Here is an 18,873-nt window from a genome sequence, read left to right on the forward strand (position 1 = left end):
GGGCTTGAACCGAGGGTGCGCAGCGGTTTTGCGACAACGACATGCATAAACAACAACTTATAGCGCGTCACATGAATCCGTTCAAATTGCGACGCGCTTTGGATGCCGTGGCTTGATTTCGGCGCTGGAACATCTTTCCCATGAATGCGTTCGGCGCGGATGGATCAACCCGCGCGCAAACGCCGACATTCAGCCTCGTCCGCGACTGAAGCGGATGTTCTCATCGTTGGCGGTGGACCTGCGGGGCTGGCGGCGGCTATCTATCTCGCCAGGTTCCGTCATCGGGTCGTCGTGGTCGACGCGGGTGAACCGCGCGCGAGGCTGATTGCGGAAAGCCGCAACTGTCCGGGATTTCCGGAAGGGATCAGCGGCCCCGATCTTCTGCAGCGGCTTCGTTCCCAGGCCGCCAAGTTCGGAGCGACACTGATCCAGGATCACGCGTCATCGGTCGAGCCGACCGTAGGCGGGTTCGGCGCCGAAACCAACGGCGGGCGGATCGTCGCCCGAAAGGTATTCCTGGCGACAGGTATCGTCGATGTCGTGCCTGCAATTCCGCGTCTGCGCGAGGCCATCGCCAAAGGCAGCGTACGCCTTTGCCCGGTTTGTGACGGCTACGAAGTCATAGATCGTCAGGTCGCGGTCATCGGTCACGAGGCGCAGGTGCTGCGAGAGGCCTTGTTCCTCAAGCAGTATACGCAGCACGTCACAATGATCGCACGCTATCTTCCAGATTTTTCCGCCAGCACACGACGCGTGGCCATGGAAGAGAACATTGCTATTTGCGACGCATTCAAAAAGTTTGTTCCCACCGACAGCGGCTACCAGGCCATCCTCAAGGACGGCGAGGTGCGCCATTTCGACGTCATCTATCCGGCGATGGGATGCCAGGTGCGTTCCGACCTTGCGCTGGCAATGGGCGTCAAATGCTGCGACGAGGGCTATGTCATCGTCGACAAGCATCAGCGGACTTCGGTCGAGGGGGTGTATGCCATCGGCGACCTGGTCAAGGCTCTGAACCAGATCGCAGTCGCCTTCGGCCAGGCTGCGATCGCTGCGACAGATGTTCACAATGACCTGGCCCTCGGCTACGAATAAGGCCCTGAACATTAAAGGGCACAGATATACGGTAGGCGGGGCGAGCGGGATGGCACCAGCTATTGTTGTGGTGCTGGGTTTCCCAGCCCCTCCAACAGTGTGCTCAAGGCCGCATCCAAGGGGGCCGATCCCACCTTCTCGGGCACCAGGAGTCCATCGATCGCAAGCATGGTCATGCCGTGGATGAGCCCCCAGCCGGCTGCCGCCTGACCTTCTATAGGCCGCTTGCGAATGCTCCCCGCGGCCTGGCCCCGCCGGAGGATTTCGACGAGAACGTCGAATACCGCCAGCGCCCGCTCATTGAGATGCATTCCCACCGCTTTTCCCTCCTCCGCGCTAAACATCAGGCGGTAGAGAGCCGGATTGTCCGTTCCGAACGCGACGTAGGCTCGAGCTATCGGAGTAATTTCGTCGCGCAGAGTTTTCGGCGCTTCAGACTTCGCTGCCGATAGGGACTCGCGCAGCCGGTCGAACCCAACCATAGCGATCTCCGCAAGCAGCGCGGCCTTATCGGAAAAGTGCTTGTAGGGTGCCGCGTGGCTTACGCCAGCCCGGCGGGCGACTTCCCGCAGGGTGAACTGCCAGCCCTTCTCCTCCCGAAGCATATCCAACGCCGTCTCGATAACCGCACGGCGGAGATCACCGTGGTGATAGGGGCGGCTGGGTGCGTCCTGCATGGTACCTCAAAGTTTCTTGTGAATACATTGTTGACACTGGCTACTTAAGGGGCTACATCAGGGCGTAAGTTTCTTCTGTCTACATCGGAGTGGACCATGAACGCAATCGCAAAAATCACCGATGCAGATCGGCTAGGCAGTCTCCTCGCCGGCCAGCGTGCTGCCTTCATGCATGATGCTGCGCCTTCGCTGGCGCAGCGACGCGCTGATCTGGCCAAGTTCAGGGTCACGATCATCGGGCGCCGCAAGGCGATCGAAGATGCCATCAATGCCGATTTCGGACATCGATGCTTCGGCGATTGGAATTCCGTTTCCCAATGACAACGAGGAGCATCAGCACATGACCATCGACCCATCGTTGGCGCTACGCGGCTCCTGCGAATGCAGCGCTTGCTCGTTCGAGGTGCATACGTTGCCGAAAGCCAGGTTCCGGTGCCACTGTTTGATCTGCCAGGCCTTCAACGGCAAACCGTTCGCGGATGTGGCTGCCGTTCGCGCCAAGGGTGTCGTGCTGAAAAACGCCGGCAATATTTCATTCAAGAAATACCGTCCGCCGCCGAACTTCAATCGCGGGGCCTGCCGGACCTGCGGCAAGCCGGTTGTGGAGGTTGCGGGCTTTGGGCCGTTCAAGACGATGTTCATCCCGGCCAGCAATTTCGAGCCCGGGGCCCGGCTGCCGCCGGTTCGGATGGATATATTCTATCACCGTCGTGTGCTGGACATGCCCGGCAGCCTGCCCAAGTACAGCGGCTATTACCCGAGCCTTTTGGCAGTCGGGAAAATGATCATGAGTGGCTTGTGAATTGGTGAGTCGATTTACTTGGGTGCCATCGACGTGATGGTCTCGGCGCTGTCCGGCATCTACCTGTCGTCATGCGGCATCATCGGCTCGATCTTCGGCAGTTCGGCCAGGTTCATCACGGCCTCACCGAACTGAACTATGCTTTTGGGCGTGACATGGCGGCGCGGCCAGATCCTTACGGAAGTTACGGGGGATGGCTCACGTATATCTGTGCCCGTTTCATGTCCGGGGGCCGATAAGCTCTCGAAACCCACCTCGCTAGCGCAGCATGGCTGCCAGCACGAAGGCCGCGGCCGCTACGAGAACGACTGCGGCAATCACCAGCACCGGCCAGTTCTTGCCAGGCTGAAGACCAGGCTCGCTTGCTGCCGGCCGCATCGCATCGCCGAAGCTTGCTTCATTCGTGAACTCAGGCTGTCGCCGTGGACGAGCCTCGGCGACAGGATTTGGCATACCGGCCGCTTCGGCGTCGGTCTTTTCAGGTGCCGCGGCAGGGTCGAACCCCGGGGTCTTGTCCTGTGTCGCCCCGGCCTGAATATCGCCTCTCGCTTTGGTCTGATCTCGTCGGACGGCCATCATGGTCTCTCCCCTGACACCAAACTTCGATCTGGCTCAGCGGTTCCAGTCTGCGCCGCATTTGCTGAACACACCCGATTTTCCGAACAGACCCGGTTTCTGAACAGACTTGGCGCTGATCCGGCTTCTCCGGAACAGAGGGCGCCGTTCGCAGTTGTGTTGGATCATCGCCTGGTGAGTTGGCCATGCCGTCTGCACTTGAGCAACTGGCTCAATCCGTGAAAGAGCGACGAGCGATCTTGTTCGTTGGGGCGGGGGTGTCGATGAGCGTCGGCCTGCCATCCTGGGAGAAGCTCATCGAGCATATGGTGGATGAACTCGGCCTCGATCGAGACGTGGTCGACAGGCCTGAGTCCAGTTACCAGGCTCTTGCCGAATATTACCGGCTGAAGCATGGCAGTCTCGGCCCCTTGCGCAGCTGGATGGATCGCGAATGGAGCGTCTCGCGGGAAAAAGTCAAGGGATCGGCGATCCACAAGCTGATCGTGTCACTCGATTTTCCGATCATCTACACCACCAACTATGATCGAAACCTTGAGGTTGCGTTCGAAGTCCACGACCGCGCGTTCGTGAAAGTGGCCAATGCCAAGGATATCCCCAAGGTGAACGGCGAGGTTACCCAGATCATCAAATACCACGGCGATTTCGACGACGACGCGTCTCTCGTCCTGGCGGAGTCCGACTATTTCGAGCGGCTGTCGTTCGAGTCGCCGTTGGATGTGAAGTTTCGCGCCGACGCACTGGGGCGCACTGTCCTGTTCATCGGCTACAGCATGTCCGACATGAACATCCGTCTGTTGCTGTATCGGCTTTGGGAAACCTGGCGCCGGTCCGGTTATGAAAAGAATCGTCCGAAATCGTTCGTCTTCATGCCGCAACCGAGCGTCGTCCAGCAAGCGGTTCTCGGACGCTGGGGTATCGACATGCTGACCGAGGAGGCCGATCGGCCGGAGGATGCTCTGGTGGCATTCCTGAGCAAGCTCAAGGACGCGATAGACCAGGCTTAGTGCGTATGCGTTCGGCCGGCCGGGAACATTGTAGATCGTTGCGACGTTCATAGCCGCGAAGGGATGCTGTTTGCGGAGGCCTATGATGGGCCAGTTCCAAATGATCGATCTCGTTTCCGTCATCGACGCCTGCACCACCGACCGCGCCGCAGGGCGATTGGTGTCGATGGCCAAAGCCGTCGAAGAGTTGCGGGTGCTGACCGGTGATTTCATCTCGCCGGACGAAATCGTGGCCAACGCACTGTCGCCGGTGGCGTGGGCGCGCGGCTGCGCGGTTCTGTTCGACGAGCAGCCGGGCGCCGACATCCTGCACGCGCCATGGCAGGACGCCTGACCGGCGCAGGACGCCTGAGTGTCGCCGAAAATCGGCAGCCGTGTGACCGCGGGGTGCTGCCCGCGCCGCATACGGCGGCCATCAGGAGTGCCGGCAGTCGGAACCCTGACGTCACAGAACCGTTTAATCGCCATGCAAGCGAGTGAGGCAATCGGAGAAACGCCGTGACTGAAAACGAGACCCGTTACGAACATGGCGCGACCAAGTACCCTCCCAAGAAAGTTGCGGACGCGTCGGATCAATTCTCCCAGGAGGCGGCCGGTAACAAGAAGCCTGCCGGCGGCATGGGCCTGACCCGGTCAAGGGACGAGGTGGAGGACAAAACCCGTCAATCCGAAGGGCAGGACCCGCCCAGGCAGTCCACGCCAGATTCCGCGAGCGAAAAGACATCCAGCGCCGCCAAGCAGTGACCGGTCAGGAGCCCTGCAGGTCAACGGCCGCCAAACAGGCAAGCGCCGTCAGCCCATCATCGCCTTCAGCGGCTCCCGAGCGAGGTTTGCTTCGATCTCCTTGCGGCCCGGCGTTTCCCGCAGCGCCGTGCGCATGTTCTTGCGATATTCGTTCGGCATGCGCGGCGGCAGCATAGGTTCATATGCATCGACGACCGCCTCTATGATCACCGGGCCTTCCGCGGCAAACGCGGCATCAAGAACCCCATCGACGTCCTCAGGCCGGGTGACGCTGTAGCCGATGCCCCCAGGCTTCCGCGGCCAGGGCGAAATCGATCGGCTGGAGTTCGCAGGCAAATTGCGGGTTGCCAAGGAACATCATTTGCTCCCAGGCGATCTGGTTGAGCATGTTGTTCTTGATCACCAGAAGCTTGAGCGGAATCCTGTAACGCACGGCCGTCGAAATGTGTCGACAAGGATCTCGGCGGTGTTGGGCATGGTTGCCTCCAGTGTGTTGTCCCGGGGCAATGACCGCCCCAGGCCAAGGACAACCGGGAGAAGCAGGGCGAGGGCGCTTGTAAGAAGCGGCGCCGAGATTGACGCCTCCGGCGTGGACGAGGTGCGGGGCCGCTCCGCCTGTGGAAGAGCTGGGTGAGATAAAGCCGTGCGTGCCCCGCGCAGGGGGCGAGCACCCACAGGTTGGTTAAGACGTTGTCGACGACACCCCAGCGCCGTAGAAACCTGTCTCCCGCATGATGCCGTAGTGCAGGGCCACGGCGTTGAAGTTTGCGCTGCCACGTGTGTAGGTTGCGGCAAACATCCCGGCCGCTGGCGCGGCGTATGGGCCGAGCAATTCGCCTTACCGGCAGAAGCAGAAAACGCTAGAATGAACTCCTGCGACGGTTCCAACTGCGCCAAAGACGAGCGCGATGAGCGCGGCGCTCTCCCGAGCGGATTCTGGTGCAACTCCTACCACGTTGCGCTCATGCACCCGGAGACTTGACTGCGAGGGAACGTGGGGATTCCGCTCACCCGTCTGCTGACACTTTGACTTCGCTTGGTGCGCGTCAGGCCTGACTTCCGGCTGATCTTCAGATAGCGGCGATGTCCAGCTTCGAGCCGTCGACCAGACGCGACAGGCGGAACGGTGAAGGATCGACGCAAGGCGTGTCGTTTACGACAAGCTCTGCGGCCAGATAGCCAAGCCCCGGGCCCAAACCGAAGCCGTGGCCCGAGCAGCCCGCCGCGAGGACGAGGCCTTTCACCCCGTCCACCTGCGACACCACAGGCACTGCGTCCGGCGTGCAATCGACGAAGCCGCCCCAGGCACTATCGATCTCTATATCGCCGAGTTGGGGGAAGGTCTTCCGGACACTCTCCACCACTTGGCTTACGAGCCATTTTAAGGGTGGAGGATCCAGCACCCGATTCTGTTCGAAGATCCGATCGTCGCTGGTCAGCAGCGCCGGCATTGAATCCGGCCCCGAAAGGAACGATTGGCCGATGCCGAGCCTGACGTTCTTCAGGCGACGCAAGAATTGCGGCATGAATTCCCGGCTATACCGGATAGCCTGGGGCGTGATTTCGAGGTTCGCCTTGCCGCTGATCGCAAGCGTATAGCTGCCGTCCAGTCGGCGCGTGATCGTGCAGTAGGGTGTGGAGACCGCCTCGCCTATGTTGATTGTCGGGGTGGAACGCAGCGCGGTCTGCCGGATGCTCGCTTGGGGGAAACTGATCCCGAGCGGCCTAAGGAAGCGCGAGGACCAGGCGCCAGCGGCGCACAGCACCGCGCTGGTTCTGATGTAGCCCTTCTCCGTGTGCACGCCCGCAATCTTGCCATTGGCCAAGTCGAGCGCCCGCGCGGCGCATTCCTGGTGGATGGTGGCGCCCAGAGCTCTGGCCCCATCGGCGATAGCCGGCGCGGCGAGCGCAGGTTCGGCCTTACCATCCCGGTCCGAATAGGTCCCGCCGACCCATTTGTCGCGCGCTTCGGGGACGCGCTCGGCCACCTCCGCCCGGCTCAGCATGCGGGTGTCGACCTCGTACTCCCTGGCGACCTCGCGCCACCTTTCCCAGCCGGCGAGCACAGCCTCGTCGTGAGTGGCATAGACGAGACCGCAGCGTCGAAATCCAAGGTCCCGATTGATATCGCGCGTCAGCTCGTCCCACAGTCGCATGGAGATCACCGAGAGCGGCAGTTCGCGCCGATCGCGGTTCTGCTGGCGGCACCAACCCCAGTTTCGGCTCGATTGTTCACACGCGACGTGGCCCTTCTCGAGCAGAGCCACAGAGAGGCCACGCTTCGCCAGGAAATAGGCGGCCGTAGAGCCGAGGATGCCGCCGCCGACGATGACGACGTCGACCTCGGCCGGGAGACGCTCATCGCTGTGAATGCGTTCGACTCGGGGCGACATGTTCCAACCAACCTCGGCTGCCAAGGATGCGGAAGCAAAGTTCCGATCAGCCCTTCATCGCATCGTGCGCTCGAAAGAATGTGCCGAAATCATCCAGGACTTCGCCAGATGTGCGGGTTTTTGATCCCTTGATCGATACGAGCTGCTCAAGCCCGACCGAGTTCCAGTTCGGCGCAGGGCGGCGTAACCTGCTCGCGAGTCCGTTGGATCGCGCTTGAGGGTCTTGAGCCTGCGAGCGAAGTTGTAGGCGGCAACGAAGTCGGCGAGGTGTTACCTGAGCTGATCGTGGCTCTCGTAGTAGAAGCGTTTGACCGTGGCGTCCTTGATCGTGCGGTCCATCCTCTTGCAGCTTTACGCGCTCGCTGCGGCGGGCGTCAGACGTGGACATAGGCGATCAGTCGCCGAACGACGGAGATGCTCTGATGTTCCAACGGAACACCGTGGGGAGAAAGACTGACGGATCATGGCAGATGCGGATGAGCAGCCCGGAACAGATGAGCGAATAGACGGATTATTCGGCCGCCATCTCGGAACGATCCCGCCGCCCTGCCATTATCGCCATAAGGACAGGCTCAGATCGTGGTGGCGCACGATTGGTCCGCTTCGGCAAGGACCGTGGCCAACTGCAATCACCGGAAGTCGACGGTTCCGTCAGCGATCTGGGCGTCAAAAAATCGAACGCAAGGCACCTTGGAGGAAACCAATGGCTGGACGCAGAACCCATGAGCAGCAATTGCGCATCATTGAAAAGCGGGAGAACACGAAGGGCGCCGGCAAGGATTTCGACGCAGAGGCCGACCTGAAGCGATCAGCAGCGGAACGTGAAGCGCGGCGCAAGGGGTCGGAAATCAGGTCCAAGACACCCGACCTCGTTGACCCTGACGATCGCAACATCCTTCGCGGAGAAAATCAGGAGAGCGTTCATCACAAGAACCGTCCCGACCACTAAGAATTGGAGCAAGCCCATGGCAAAAGGTAGCAAGAAGCACATCGGAGCGGGTGCGCGGGGAAAGGGTTCCGGTGCAGGTGCCATGACCACCACCCCAAAGAACAAGCTCGAGGAAAACAAAGTCCTGTCCAACCGCGACAAGGCCCAGCATACGAAGCAACGCGGTCTGGATTCCAGGCAGATCGCGACCGAGCAGCGCCAGGATCACGCTGCCAATCGTTTGCGCGATTGACGGCTCAACCGCCGCTGGCGCGCGGTCTGGTCGGTAGAGAAAGATGCGGTCTGGTCTGGCCGGTTAGAAACATATGGCCGCGCTCGGCGTGCGCCATCGGCTGTCGGCGAACAGGCTAGCCGGGAGATCGCATCGACGATTTGCTCTCGAACTGCTCTGCCTCACGCAGCAGCCGGATCACCTCCGCGTCGGTCGTCTGCGCGAAATCGTCATAACACTGGCTCACGGCTCTGAACGGCTCGGGCGTGACCAGACAGACCGCTTCGTCCACGTCGGCTTTGATCAGGTCGAGCGTGTCCCGGGGCGCGACCGGGACGGCCAACACGACATGGGCGGCGCGATCCTTTCTTAGCGCCTTGAGCACCACTCTGACCGTGCCTCCGGTCGCAATGCCGTCATCGACGACGATGACGGTCCGGCCCAGGACCGAAGCCGCAGGCCGGCTTCCGAGATAGAGGTTTCTGCGACGTTCGATTTCGAGCAGTTGCCGCCGCATCTCTGCTTCGACGTATTCGTCTGACGGCCGGACCAAAGCCATCGCCTCCTCGTTGAGGACGAGCTGCGGATTTTCCCCGTCGACGACCGCGCCGATCCCATATTCGGAATGGCCCGGCGCGCCGATCTTGCGCACAAGCAGCACGTCGAGCCGGGCACGGAGTGCCTTCGCCACTTCGAAGCCAACCGGCACGCCGCCGCGCGGCAGCGCCAGCACCAGTGGATCGGTTGCCGCGAACCTGGCCAAAGGGGCGGCAAGCTGGCGCCCCGCATCCGTTCGATCTTTGAATCTCAAGGCGTCAAAGCGCATGGTCTTCACCTCTCCAAGGCCGAGACCTAGGCGTCGGGGTGCTGTTCAGGCCTCCTCCTCGCCCAAATTCAGCTTGCTGGCGAAACGACGATCGGAGGCAATTGTTTCGTCTCACCTTGGTAAAAATTGCCGAACCATGCGATTGGCCCCGGTTTGCGAAAAAATCGCTGCTGGAACAATCGATCGCCCTGCTGCGTTCGACTGTTTTACTCCTGCCGGGGGTGCTCGATGGCGCCACGACCTTTCTGGAAAGGCTATCTGAAGCTTTCGCTGGTGACCTGCCCGGTGGCGATGACGCCCGCTACCACCGAGAGCGAGAAGGTCCGGTTCCATACGCTCAATCGCAAGAGCGGGCATCGGGTGGTCAGCCAATATGTCGATGCCGTCAGCGGCAAGCCCGTTGCTGAAGACGACGAGGTCAAGGGCTACCAGCGCGGCGAGGACGAATACGTCCTGCTCGAGGACGACGAGATCGACGCAGTTGCGCTCGAGAGCACGCGCACCATCGACATCGACATGTTTGTCGATGCCGACAGCATCGGCTGGATCTGGTACGACAAACCGCACTATCTCACCCCTGACGACCCGGTTGGGGAGGAGGCATTCTCGGTCATTCGCGACGCGATGCAGTCGACAGGGACAGTCGGAATATCGCGGCTGGTCATGTACCGCCGCGAGCGCGCCGTCATGCTTGAACCACGAGGCAAGGGCATCGTGCTGTGGACACTGCGCTATGGCGAAGAGGTTCGCGATCCCGAGGATTATTTCGGCAAGATCGATGACGTCAAACCCGACCCGAAACTGATGGATATGGTCTCGACCCTTATCGATGAGCGAACCAGGCAGTGGGATCCCGCCATGACCGGAGATCCCGTCCAGGCGCGGCTGCTGGAGATCATTGCCTCGAAGAAGAAGGGCAAGAAGGGCCCGGCCAAGGCGAAGGCCAAGGCCGAGCAACCGGCCAGCAACGTGATCAACATCATGGATGCGCTGCGCAAGAGCATCGGCTCGGAGCCCGGAAAGCGGAAATAAACGCCTGGGAGCAGGCTGGGCTGGGGGACAAAGGCAGCACAATGAAGGTCATACCCCGCGATCCTGCTTTCGACAGCACCCGCCGATCCAGCGATTTCCTCCTGCCGCTCGATACGCCTCCGATGGAGGCAAAGGCGGCCGATGCGATTCCCGAAGGAGAGGGATGGCAGTATGAACGCAAATGGGATGGTTTTCGCTGCCTGGCATTTCGGCAGGATGATGCGGTCGAGTTGCGCGCAAAGTCAGGCAAGCCGCTCGGACGCTATTTTCCCGAACTCGTCGCGACATTGAAGGAACTGCCGTCGCGCCGTTTTGTCGTCGACGGGGAAATCGTCATCTCGGTCGACGGCAAGTTTTCGTTCGACGCGCTCCAGATGCGGCTTCATCCCGCCGAGAGCAGGATCCGCAAGCTGTCCGCCGAAACCCCGGCTAGCATCGTCCTGTTCGACATGCTCTGCGATCAGCACGGAACCGTCTGGTTGGCGCGGACCCTGAAAAAACGGCGAGCGATCCTTGAGGCTTTCGTCGCTTCGGCAAACCGCAGGAACATCGTGCTTTCGCACTGCACGCGCGATGTGAAGGAAGCCCGCTCCTGGTTAGGGGATGCCGGACATGGGGCGACAGACGGCGTCGTCGCCAAGCGGCTGGACGGTCCGTACCAACCGGGGGTGCGCGCGATGGTGAAGGTGAAGCGGCTGCGGTCGGCCGATTGTGTGGTCGGCGGCTTTCGCTATCTCAGCAGCAGTCGTCAGGTCGGATCATTGCTGCTGGGTCTGTACAACGAGGCCGGCAAGCTCGACCACGTCGGTTTCACCTCGACGATTGCCAAGGAGGACAGGGCCGAGCTTACCCGCAAGCTCGAAGCCATGCGCGAGCCACCGGGCTTTACCGGAAAGGCGCCGGGCGGGCCGAGCCGCTGGAGCACCGAGCGCAGCGGCGAATGGGAGCCGGTGCGGCCCGAGCTGGTGGTCGAGGTACGCTTCGATCACGTCACCGGCGACCGTTTCCGGCACGGCACCAAGTTCCTGCGCTGGCGGCCGGACAAGGCTCCGGAGCAATGCACGTTCGAGCAGGTCGCCTGATTATTCCGATGCATGCACTTCGTAGTGCCGTCCTCAAGCCGCTTTCTTGCGCCGGTTTGCACGGTCTTCGATTGGCGCCGCGGCCGCGCGGAAATCCTGCCAGGGGTCCGACGACAGCGAGGCAAGCCGGGTCGGCGTGTTCTCGACGGTAAAATAGGCCGGTCCGATGCCGGGGCCGAGCTCGTCCCAGGCAAGCGGCATCGACACCGCCGCACCCGGCCGTGCTCTTGTCGAATAGGGTGCGACTGCGGTCGCGCCGCGCTGGTTGCGCAGATAGTCGACAAGGATTTTCCCGCGCCGTTTCGATTTTGTGATGGTCGAGACGTAGCGGTTGGGATTGTCGGCGGCCATGGAGTCGGCAATCGCCTTGGTGAAGGCTTTTACAGCTGGCCATTCGGCTTTCGGCTTCAATGGCGCCACGACGTGCAGACCCTTGCCGCCGGAGGTCTTGATGAAGGGGACAAGCCCCGCATCCTTCAGCCGGTCGCGGGTCTCGACGGCGGCTTCGATCACCGCCTCCCAGCTCACGCCTTCGCCGGGGTCGAGATCCATGATGATCGTGTCCGGACGCTCCCAATCGCTCACCGTCGAGCCCCAGGGGTGGATCTCCAGCGACGCCGACTGGACGAGACCGATCAGCCCGTCGAGATCATTGATGCTGATCAGCCGCTCGTCGGGCGGATCCTTGGGGTCGTGGACCAGTACGATGTTGGGGTTCAGCCCCTTCCAGGCATGCTTCTGGAAGAATTGCTCGCCCGAAATCCCGTTGGGACAGCGCACCAGCGCCAGCGCGCGGCCGACGATGTAGGGCGACACATAACGCCAGACCTCGGCATAATAGTCGGCGAGGCCTTCCTTGGTCACGCCCTCGTCCGGCCAGTAAAGACGGTCGGGATGGGTGAGCTTGACGGTCCGGCGCTGAGGTTTGGCCACCTCCTTGCTCGTCTTCGGCGTCTCGCGCGTGATTTCTTTCGCCGGCTTGTCTTCGCGCAACCCGCGGAACGAGGCGTGGCGCAGATGGCCGTCGGCGGTCCACGCCCGGAACTCGACTTCGGCGACGAGGTCCGGCCTGACATAGCGGACTTGCCGAGCCTCGTCGGCGCTCAGCCGTTTTTCGAACGGGCTTGACGGAATGCGTAACCGCTCGAGCTTCTTGAACAGGCTCTCGGCGACCGCTGCCGTGTAGCCGGTGCCGACGCGCCCGACATGATGCAGCTTGCCGTGGTCATAGACACCCAAGACAAGCGAACCGATCGCCTTGCGCGACGTTGTCGAGGGGACATAGCCGGCCACGACAAATTCCTGCCGCGCCGAGCATTTCGACTTCACCCAGTTCTTGCTGCGGCCGGCGCGGTAGGGCGCATCGCGAAGCTTGGAGACAATGCCTTCCAGGCTCAGCCGACAGGCATGTCGCAGCACCAGGGCGCCATCCTCCTCAAAATGGCCGCTGTAGCTGATGATGCCGCTGTTACTGCCGATGATTTTTTCCAGCAATTCCTTGCGCTTGATTAACGCAACGTCGCGCAGATCGTAGCCGTCGAGATGAAGCAGGTCGAAGACGTAGAAGTGAAAGCGATCACTGCGGCCCTCGCTGAGATCGGCTTGCAGCGCGGAAAAATCCGATGCGCCGGCTGACGTCTCGACCACGAGTTCACCGTCGATCAGCGCCGTCCCGACAGGGATATCGGCCAGCGCCGAAACGACCGCCTTGCCGAATTTCTTCGTCCAGTCGAGACCGCTCCGCGTCAACAGTTTGACGCGGCCGGCTTCGATCCTGGCCTGCAGCCGGTAGCCGTCGAATTTGATCTCGTGCAGCCAGCGCTCGCCCGACGGCGCTGACGAGACCAGGGTCGCCAGCGTGGGTTCGACGAAATCGGGAAGCGCCGCCTTCTTGGCGCCCTTGATCTTTGACGGTTCGGGAACGCTGATAGTGGCGGGGGCCTCTTCCGCTGGAGCTGGCCTGGTGCTGCCGCCGCGGCGCCTGCGAATGCGCCCTGTCTTAGACGACCAGCCGGGCTCTTCGCCGGCGACGTCCTCTATCTTGCGGCCGGTCGCGACGGATTCCGGCCGCTCGTCCAGAATGTCGGGATCACGTTCGGTGCGCGCGGCGTCATCGTCGCCTTTGATCAGCAGCCAGTTCTCGCGCTTCTCCCGGGGCTTTCCGGCCATCCGCACAAGATGCCAGCGGCCGCCAAGCTTCTCGCCGTGAAGTTCGAAGTCGAGATGGCCTTTCGCATAGCCGCGATGCGCGTCGCCGATCGGCGCCCAAGTGCCTCTGTCCCAAAGGAGGACGGTGCCGCCGCCATACTCGCCCTTCGGGATTGTGCCTTCGAAGTCGCCATATTCCAGAGGATGGTCCTCGACGTGGACGGCAAGACGCTTCTCGCCGGGGATCAGGCTCGGCCCTTTTGTGACGGCCCAGCTCTTCAGGACGCCGTCCATTTCGAGACGAAAATCATAATGGAGCCGGGTGGCATCGTGCTTCTGTATGACGAAGCTGTTGCCGGTCCTCGGCGCCCTGCGGCCCTGCGGCTCCGGGGTAACGGAAAAATTGCGCTTCTTGCGGTAGGTCTCGAGCGCCATCGGTCAGCCGGCCTTCCGACGCGGCGCTGTCTGCTTCGCCTTGGCATGGCGCGCTGGCTTTGACTTTGCCGCGGGCTTTCTTGTCGAGGGCTGCTTCCCGCCAACGCCGGCACTCTGGCGCAGCGCATCCATAAGGTCGACGACCCTCTCCCGCTTGGCCGGCTTCGGAACGGCAATCTTCTTGCCCTCGAGCTTTGCCTTCACAAGCTCGGCCAGCGCCGCCTCATAACGGTCGTCGAATTTGGTCGGATCGAATTTGCCTTTCTTGGTCTTGATGATGTGTTCGGCCAGTTCGAGCATCTCGCCCTCGATCTTCAAGTCGGGGATGTTGTCGAAAGCCTCCTCCGCCGAGCGCACCTCGTAATCGAAATTCAGCGTCGTTGCGACCAGGCCTTCGTCATAGGCGCGGACGAGCAGGGTCCGGACGCGCCGAAACAGGACGGTCTGGGCGATGGCGGCGACTTTCTTCCTGCGCATGCCTTCGCGGATCAGCCCAAACGCTTCCTCCGCGTGTTTGTCCGACGGGGCCAGGTAATAAGGCTTGTCGAAATACACGTCGTCGACATCGGAACAGCCGATGAAGGCCGAGACCGACAGCGTCTTGTCGCTCTCGGGAACAGCGGCTGCGACCTCATCGGGTTCGAGCACGACGTACTCACCCGAGCCGATCTCATAGCCTTTGACCTGGTCGTCCTTCTCGACCGGCTTGCCGCTATCGCTGTCGACGAAGGCGCGATGCACCCTATGACCGGTGGCGCGGTTTATCGTGTGGAAGGCGATCCGCTCGGAGGTTGAGGCAGCCGTATAGAGCGCCACCGGGCAGCTGAGTTCTCCGATTTTCAGAAAACCCTTCCAATTTGCTCTCGGCGCCAAGACGATAGCCTCACTGTCACAAGCGTTGCACAGGAAATGCAACGTGGCGGCGCCGAGATTTGTTCCTTTGGCGCCTGCTCTGCGATGATCAGAAGGGTCCTGGGCCAGCAGACAAGCCATTCCGCTGCAACCAAATTCACCACCCGTCGTTGTCGAGCAGCAAGGGAGCGGTTGGCCATGACGGGATTATCCATGAGGAGACTGTCGTTTTTGTCGGCGCTGGTGGCGACTCTGGCTCTGGCGGGTTGCAGCAACGAGGCCGAGCCGACACAGGGCAGCACCAGCAGCACTGAGCCGACCCAGAGCAATACCAACACCGTCGATCAAAATCCCGAAGTCGACAAGGACCCGACGCCGAAGACGACCACGGGCGGCGATCAACCCGGAACGCCGCCCGCGCAATGAGGGATCGGCCGACCGACCGGATTCTCCCGGATGCGCTACGCGCGACAAGGGCAAAAGATCTCATCCCGACGGGCTCTGTTCGACCAGATGGTAGCTATACCGGTCGCGAATGAAGGCGTTGAAAAACCGGCCTTTTGACCAGGCCTTGCGGAATGCCGCATAAGTTTGCGGCGGCACGTCGTTGAAATCGTAGCGATTTCCGCTTGGGACAAACCATACGGAGAGGGTCCTCGTCGCCGGGTCGTAATTGATGCTTTGGATAACAGTTGAAGGCATTTCCCAACACTCGACGCGCCTGGGCAATAACCCGCCCCGGCAATCCGGGTTCCATCTCGCGCATGTGGAGGCAATGATCCGGCGGGCCCCAAGGCCTTGCCGCCACGGGCCGGCTTCACCAATTAGGGTTGATGCCATCGCTCAAAACCAGGCAGCCGCAATCCGCTGGCCAAGGCGACCTGTTTCGCGCGCCTGACTTTCTCGCGCCCGACTTTCACGCACGTGACGACCTGCCGGAAGGATTTTGCTACCGGCCGGAGCTGATCACGGCGGAGGAAGAGGCCGAACTGGTGCGGCAGCTCAAAAGTCTCGCCTTCCAGCCTTTCGACTTTCATGGCCATCTCGCAAACCGGCGCGTCGCCGGTTTTGGCCTGCGCTACGATTTTGACCAACGCAAGGTGGTCGAGGCGCCGCCGATCCCTGCTTTTCTGATGCCGCTCAGGGACAAGGTGGCGGCATTTGCGCGGCTGCCCGCCGATGCTTTCGTGCACGTCTTGATCAACGAGTATCGGCCCGGCGCGGGTATCGGCTGGCATCGCGACAAGCCGCAGTTCGATGCCGTGGCCGGCGTTTCTCTTCTTGCGCCATGCAGCTTTCGGCTCCGCCGGAAGAACGGCACGAGATGGGCTCGCGTGACCGTCACCCTCGAGCCAAGGTCGGCTTACCTGATGAGGGGCCTGGCGCGCACCGAATGGGAGCACAGCATCCCGCCGGTTGCCGCGCACCGTTATTCGATCACCCTGCGGACCCTGCGGCCGCAACGGTCGCCTCGATCAGAAGCGATAGTTCGATGACCAGAATCGAGACCGGCTCCTGTTTTTGCGGTTCGATAAGTGCTGAGATGCATGGTGACCCGTTCTGGATTTGCTCCGATCACGATGACGATTGTCGCAAGGCGATAGGCAGCCCGTTGACCGTCTGGGTCGGCTATCGACCGGCCCAATTCAGATTGCTCACCGGCGCGCCAAAAAAATTCTCAAGGACCCGAGGCGTGCTCCGCACCTTCTGCGCCGATTGCGGGACATCCATAGCCTACCTCGACCAGGGGCTTCCCGAGGAACTTTATCTGACGATCGGCTTCTTCGACCACCCCGAGCGCTTTGCGCCGCAGGCTCATGCCTATTGGGACATGAAGCTGCCGTGGGTGGAATTTGGCGACGATCTGCCGCGTGTGGGAAGATATTCAAGGCGGCGCGATCCGGCGGTCGGAAATCCGGCCGACCGGTAACCGGCAACGCCGCCGATGGGACCCGAGTGGCCCAGCTGAATTGAATTGCGATCAGTTTGTAATCCAAACGGACCGGCATCATCGCTTCTTCACGCCGCTTTCTATACTATCTGTTGAGCGCAAGGCATAGGTCGGAACAGGCAGAAAAATTTGGCACAACGATCGGGAAGCGCAGACCTTCCACTTCATGGCGGACGCGTGCCGAAATGGCTCGGCGACCGTATGACGCGCCTTGGAGCCGTCATGTGCGAGGCGATCATTCACCATTACGGTCGCGAAGAGCTGCTGCGCCGGCTGGCGCATCCCTTCTGGTTTCAATCGTTTGGCGCCGTCATGGGAATGGACTGGCATTCCTCCGGCATCACGACCAGCGTCATCGGCGGCCTCAAACGTGGTTTGGCTCCGCTTTCCGGCGAACTCGGTATTCACGTGTGCGGCGGCCGCGGCGCGCATTCGCGCAAGACCCCGCATGAGCTTGCCGCCATCGGCGAGCGCGTCGGCTTCGACGGAACAGGCCTGGCGATGGCCAGCCGGCTTGCCGCCAAGGTTGACAGCGCCGCCGTCCAGGACGGCTTCGACCTTTATCTGCATGGCTTTATCGTCACCGATGACGGCGACTGGGTCGTGGTACAGCAGGGCATGAACGGCGACAGCAAGGTGGCGCGCCGCTATCACTGGCTGTCCGAAGGCCTGAAGAGTTTTGTCGACCAGCCGCATGCCGCCATCGAAGGCGCCAACCAGGGCGAGATCGTCAACCTGACGGACCGCCGGGCCGATGCCTCGCGCAAGGGACAGTTGGATCTCCTGCAGGACCTCGGACCGGATCGCATTCTGAGGGAGTTCGCCGCGCTCGAACGTGACGTGGCTGCCGCACCGGAGCCCGACCAGCCAATGCTGCCGCACCTGGTCATGCCGGCGCACCACGACGTTCGCGAAACCGATGTCATCATGCGTCGTCTTCATGGCAACATGGCGGCGGCTGCCGAGCGTGGCCCCGCCGATTTCTCCGAACTTCTCCTGGTACCCGGCGTCGGTGCGCGCACGGTGCGGGCGCTGGCGCTGGTCGCCGAGGTTTTGCATGGCGCGCCATGCCGGTTTTCCGATCCCGGCCGCTTCTCGCTGGCACATGGCGGCAAGGACAGGCATCCGTTCCCCGTGCCGCTGAAAGTCTATGACGAAACGATCGGCGTCCTGAAGTCGGCCGTCCACAAGGCCAGGCTCGGTCGCGACGAAGAACTCGGCGCCTTGAAGCGGCTGGACGAGCAGTCGCGGCAGGTCGAACGCTATGTCACCGGCCCGAGCCTGAAGGAAATCGTCGCCGGAGAGTTCGATCGGTCGCATCAGCTCGGCGGCCGCAGCGTGTTCGGCTGGGAGGCCGCACCCGAGCCGCCCGCGGATGCTAAACAAATCAAACAAAAGGGATGATCGGACCGGAACGCAGTTCAGCGGACCAAGTGGTGAAAATCTGACGCTTGATACCCAAAACGAAATACCGATTTCGACCCTTCTCTGCCCTTCTGTCGGAGAAATTGAAGGGAAGCCTTGACCCGTAACGACCTTCCTGACATCGCGCTTCAACGTCCGCACAGGGGGTGAATGCTGTCATTGTTGCGCAGTCGTGGAGCGACGAGCCACTGAATCACGATCTGCGAGCAGGTAACCGATCGGCCAGCGCCGTGATCACTCGGGGTCGGTTCGACTCGCCGCCGCGGGGACAATGAGACCTTGGCATGCGACATGGCAGATACTGTGGGCTGGACAAATCATGGGCCGGCCGCATTCCGACCCGACCCGGAACTCGGATTGGGACGCTTTGACAAAGCGCACGTGATTTCGTCGCGCGAGATACCAATGTCGTTAAGAATGTCATCCGGTGACCGGCTCAACCCGTCCGTTATCATCCACATAGCTTTTCGCTCGGCGCGAAGGCGGAACCATCCGCGAATGTAGCCAATGGTGCCATTATGAAAACTCGTCCACATCGAAGTCATCTTAATCATCGGCTCGAACACACGGCACGGAACGGCACTGGCGGTATTCACCGCGAGAAGGACCGGTTACGTAGCGTCTGACTCGTCTCAATTCCGAACTTATCGGTCTCGTCCGGCTGGGCG

General features: G+C 61.6%; 21 protein-coding genes and 1 pseudogene. 14 read left to right on the top strand and 8 right to left on the bottom strand.

The window, feature by feature from the left end:
* Window positions 1–159: 159 nt before the first annotated feature.
* On the top strand, window positions 160–1,095 hold the full coding sequence (locus X738_RS67730) for an NAD(P)/FAD-dependent oxidoreductase (protein WP_023801324.1): 936 nt from the start codon (window positions 160–162) through the stop codon (window positions 1,093–1,095).
* 59 nt (window positions 1,096–1,154) lie between these two features.
* Here X738_RS67730 and X738_RS67735 read toward each other — a convergent pair whose 3' ends face one another.
* Window positions 1,155–1,772 carry a TetR/AcrR family transcriptional regulator gene (locus tag X738_RS67735; protein ID WP_023801325.1) on the bottom strand — a complete coding sequence of 206 codons (618 nt, stop codon included), beginning with the start codon at window positions 1,770–1,772 and terminating at the stop codon, window positions 1,155–1,157.
* Window positions 1,773–1,868: 96 nt separating this feature from the next.
* Between X738_RS67735 and X738_RS67740 the strand changes: the two genes are divergently transcribed.
* On the top strand, window positions 1,869–2,093 hold the full coding sequence (locus X738_RS67740) for a hypothetical protein (RefSeq protein WP_023801326.1): 225 nt from the start codon (window positions 1,869–1,871) through the stop codon (window positions 2,091–2,093).
* A 19-nt stretch (window positions 2,094–2,112) separates the two neighbouring features.
* Window positions 2,113–2,574, top strand: a complete 462-nt coding sequence (locus tag X738_RS67745) for a GFA family protein (RefSeq protein WP_023801327.1) — start codon at window positions 2,113–2,115, stop codon at window positions 2,572–2,574.
* Window positions 2,575–2,832: 258 nt separating this feature from the next.
* Here the strand turns inward: X738_RS67745 and X738_RS67750 are convergent, their stop codons facing one another.
* Window positions 2,833–3,150 (bottom strand): hypothetical protein, encoded by a 318-nt coding sequence (locus tag X738_RS67750; protein ID WP_031255729.1) that lies wholly within the window; start codon window positions 3,148–3,150, stop codon window positions 2,833–2,835.
* Window positions 3,151–3,335: 185 nt separating this feature from the next.
* Between X738_RS67750 and X738_RS67755 the strand changes: the two genes are divergently transcribed.
* The 3 genes from X738_RS67755 to X738_RS67765 all read left to right on the top strand — a co-directional run bounded on the left by X738_RS67755 (window position 3,336) and on the right by X738_RS67765 (window position 4,901).
* On the top strand, window positions 3,336–4,157 hold the full coding sequence (locus X738_RS67755; protein ID WP_031255730.1) for an SIR2 family NAD-dependent protein deacylase: 822 nt from the start codon (window positions 3,336–3,338) through the stop codon (window positions 4,155–4,157).
* An 85-nt stretch (window positions 4,158–4,242) separates the two neighbouring features.
* Window positions 4,243–4,491, top strand: coding sequence for a hypothetical protein (locus tag X738_RS67760; RefSeq protein ID WP_023801331.1), 249 nt, complete (start codon window positions 4,243–4,245; stop codon window positions 4,489–4,491).
* 164 nt (window positions 4,492–4,655) lie between these two features.
* Window positions 4,656–4,901: a hypothetical protein gene (locus X738_RS67765; protein WP_023801332.1), complete on the top strand. Its 246-nt coding sequence runs from the start codon at window positions 4,656–4,658 to the stop codon at window positions 4,899–4,901.
* Window positions 4,902–4,949: 48 nt separating this feature from the next.
* Here the strand turns inward: X738_RS67765 and X738_RS83075 are convergent.
* Together X738_RS83075 and X738_RS67770 are read right to left on the bottom strand one after the other, a co-directional pair.
* A pseudogene (locus tag X738_RS83075) lies at window positions 4,950–5,343 on the bottom strand (thiamine pyrophosphate-dependent enzyme); the annotation flags it as partial.
* 628 nt (window positions 5,344–5,971) lie between these two features.
* Window positions 5,972–7,294, bottom strand: a complete 1,323-nt coding sequence (locus X738_RS67770; RefSeq protein WP_023801335.1) for an NAD(P)/FAD-dependent oxidoreductase — start codon at window positions 7,292–7,294, stop codon at window positions 5,972–5,974.
* Between the two features lie 703 nt (window positions 7,295–7,997).
* Between X738_RS67770 and X738_RS67775 the strand changes: the two genes are divergently transcribed.
* Both X738_RS67775 and X738_RS0142620 read left to right on the top strand, forming a co-directional pair.
* Entirely contained in the window at window positions 7,998–8,243 is a 246-nt protein-coding gene (locus X738_RS67775; RefSeq protein ID WP_023801336.1) for a hypothetical protein, read from the top strand.
* A gap of 16 nt (window positions 8,244–8,259) precedes the next feature.
* Entirely contained in the window at window positions 8,260–8,475 is a 216-nt protein-coding gene (locus X738_RS0142620) for a hypothetical protein (RefSeq protein WP_031255735.1), read from the top strand.
* A 115-nt stretch (window positions 8,476–8,590) separates the two neighbouring features.
* Here X738_RS0142620 and X738_RS67780 read toward each other — a convergent pair whose 3' ends face one another.
* Window positions 8,591–9,280, bottom strand: a complete 690-nt coding sequence (locus tag X738_RS67780) for a phosphoribosyltransferase (RefSeq protein WP_023801338.1) — start codon at window positions 9,278–9,280, stop codon at window positions 8,591–8,593.
* 228 nt (window positions 9,281–9,508) lie between these two features.
* Here X738_RS67780 and ku (X738_RS67785) point away from each other — a divergent pair, with 228 nt between their 5' ends.
* Both ku (X738_RS67785) and X738_RS67790 read left to right on the top strand, forming a co-directional pair.
* Window positions 9,509–10,312, top strand: a complete 804-nt coding sequence (ku, locus tag X738_RS67785; protein ID WP_023801339.1) for a non-homologous end joining protein Ku — start codon at window positions 9,509–9,511, stop codon at window positions 10,310–10,312.
* Window positions 10,313–10,353: 41 nt separating this feature from the next.
* Window positions 10,354–11,394: an ATP-dependent DNA ligase gene (locus tag X738_RS67790; protein ID WP_023801340.1), complete on the top strand. Its 1,041-nt coding sequence runs from the start codon at window positions 10,354–10,356 to the stop codon at window positions 11,392–11,394.
* A gap of 33 nt (window positions 11,395–11,427) precedes the next feature.
* On the opposite strand, the gene ligD is transcribed toward X738_RS67790, so the two are convergent.
* Both ligD and ku (X738_RS67800) read right to left on the bottom strand, forming a co-directional pair.
* On the bottom strand, window positions 11,428–13,977 hold the full coding sequence (ligD, locus tag X738_RS67795; RefSeq protein WP_023801341.1) for a DNA ligase D: 2,550 nt from the start codon (window positions 13,975–13,977) through the stop codon (window positions 11,428–11,430).
* A gap of 3 nt (window positions 13,978–13,980) precedes the next feature.
* Window positions 13,981–14,850 carry a non-homologous end joining protein Ku gene (gene ku / locus X738_RS67800; RefSeq protein ID WP_031255739.1) on the bottom strand — a complete coding sequence of 290 codons (870 nt, stop codon included), beginning with the start codon at window positions 14,848–14,850 and terminating at the stop codon, window positions 13,981–13,983.
* 210 nt (window positions 14,851–15,060) lie between these two features.
* Between ku (X738_RS67800) and X738_RS67805 the strand changes: the two genes are divergently transcribed.
* Window positions 15,061–15,255, top strand: coding sequence for a hypothetical protein (locus X738_RS67805; protein ID WP_023801343.1), 195 nt, complete (start codon window positions 15,061–15,063; stop codon window positions 15,253–15,255).
* 60 nt (window positions 15,256–15,315) lie between these two features.
* Here the strand turns inward: X738_RS67805 and X738_RS88760 are convergent, their stop codons facing one another.
* Complete coding sequence (locus X738_RS88760) at window positions 15,316–15,669, bottom strand: KTSC domain-containing protein (RefSeq protein ID WP_306454976.1); 354 nt, start codon at window positions 15,667–15,669, stop codon at window positions 15,316–15,318.
* Between X738_RS88760 and X738_RS67815 the strand changes: the two genes are divergently transcribed.
* The 3 genes from X738_RS67815 (at window position 15,663) to X738_RS67825 (ending at window position 18,184) form a co-directional block, all read left to right on the top strand.
* Entirely contained in the window at window positions 15,663–16,325 is a 663-nt protein-coding gene (locus X738_RS67815; protein WP_023801345.1) for an alpha-ketoglutarate-dependent dioxygenase AlkB, read from the top strand. The genes X738_RS88760 and X738_RS67815 overlap by 7 nt on opposite strands.
* The gene (locus X738_RS67820) at window positions 16,322–16,759 is read left to right on the top strand and encodes a GFA family protein (RefSeq protein ID WP_023801346.1); all 438 of its coding nucleotides are present in this window, start codon (window positions 16,322–16,324) and stop codon (window positions 16,757–16,759) included. The genes X738_RS67815 and X738_RS67820 overlap by 4 nt, the downstream gene beginning before the upstream one ends.
* A gap of 150 nt (window positions 16,760–16,909) precedes the next feature.
* Window positions 16,910–18,184 carry a DUF763 domain-containing protein gene (locus X738_RS67825; protein WP_031255741.1) on the top strand — a complete coding sequence of 425 codons (1,275 nt, stop codon included), beginning with the start codon at window positions 16,910–16,912 and terminating at the stop codon, window positions 18,182–18,184.
* Window positions 18,185–18,873: the final 689 nt, after the last annotated feature.

The organism is Mesorhizobium sp. L48C026A00, assembly GCF_000502375.1.
Taxonomy (GTDB): Bacteria; Pseudomonadota; Alphaproteobacteria; order Rhizobiales; family Rhizobiaceae; genus Mesorhizobium; species Mesorhizobium muleiense.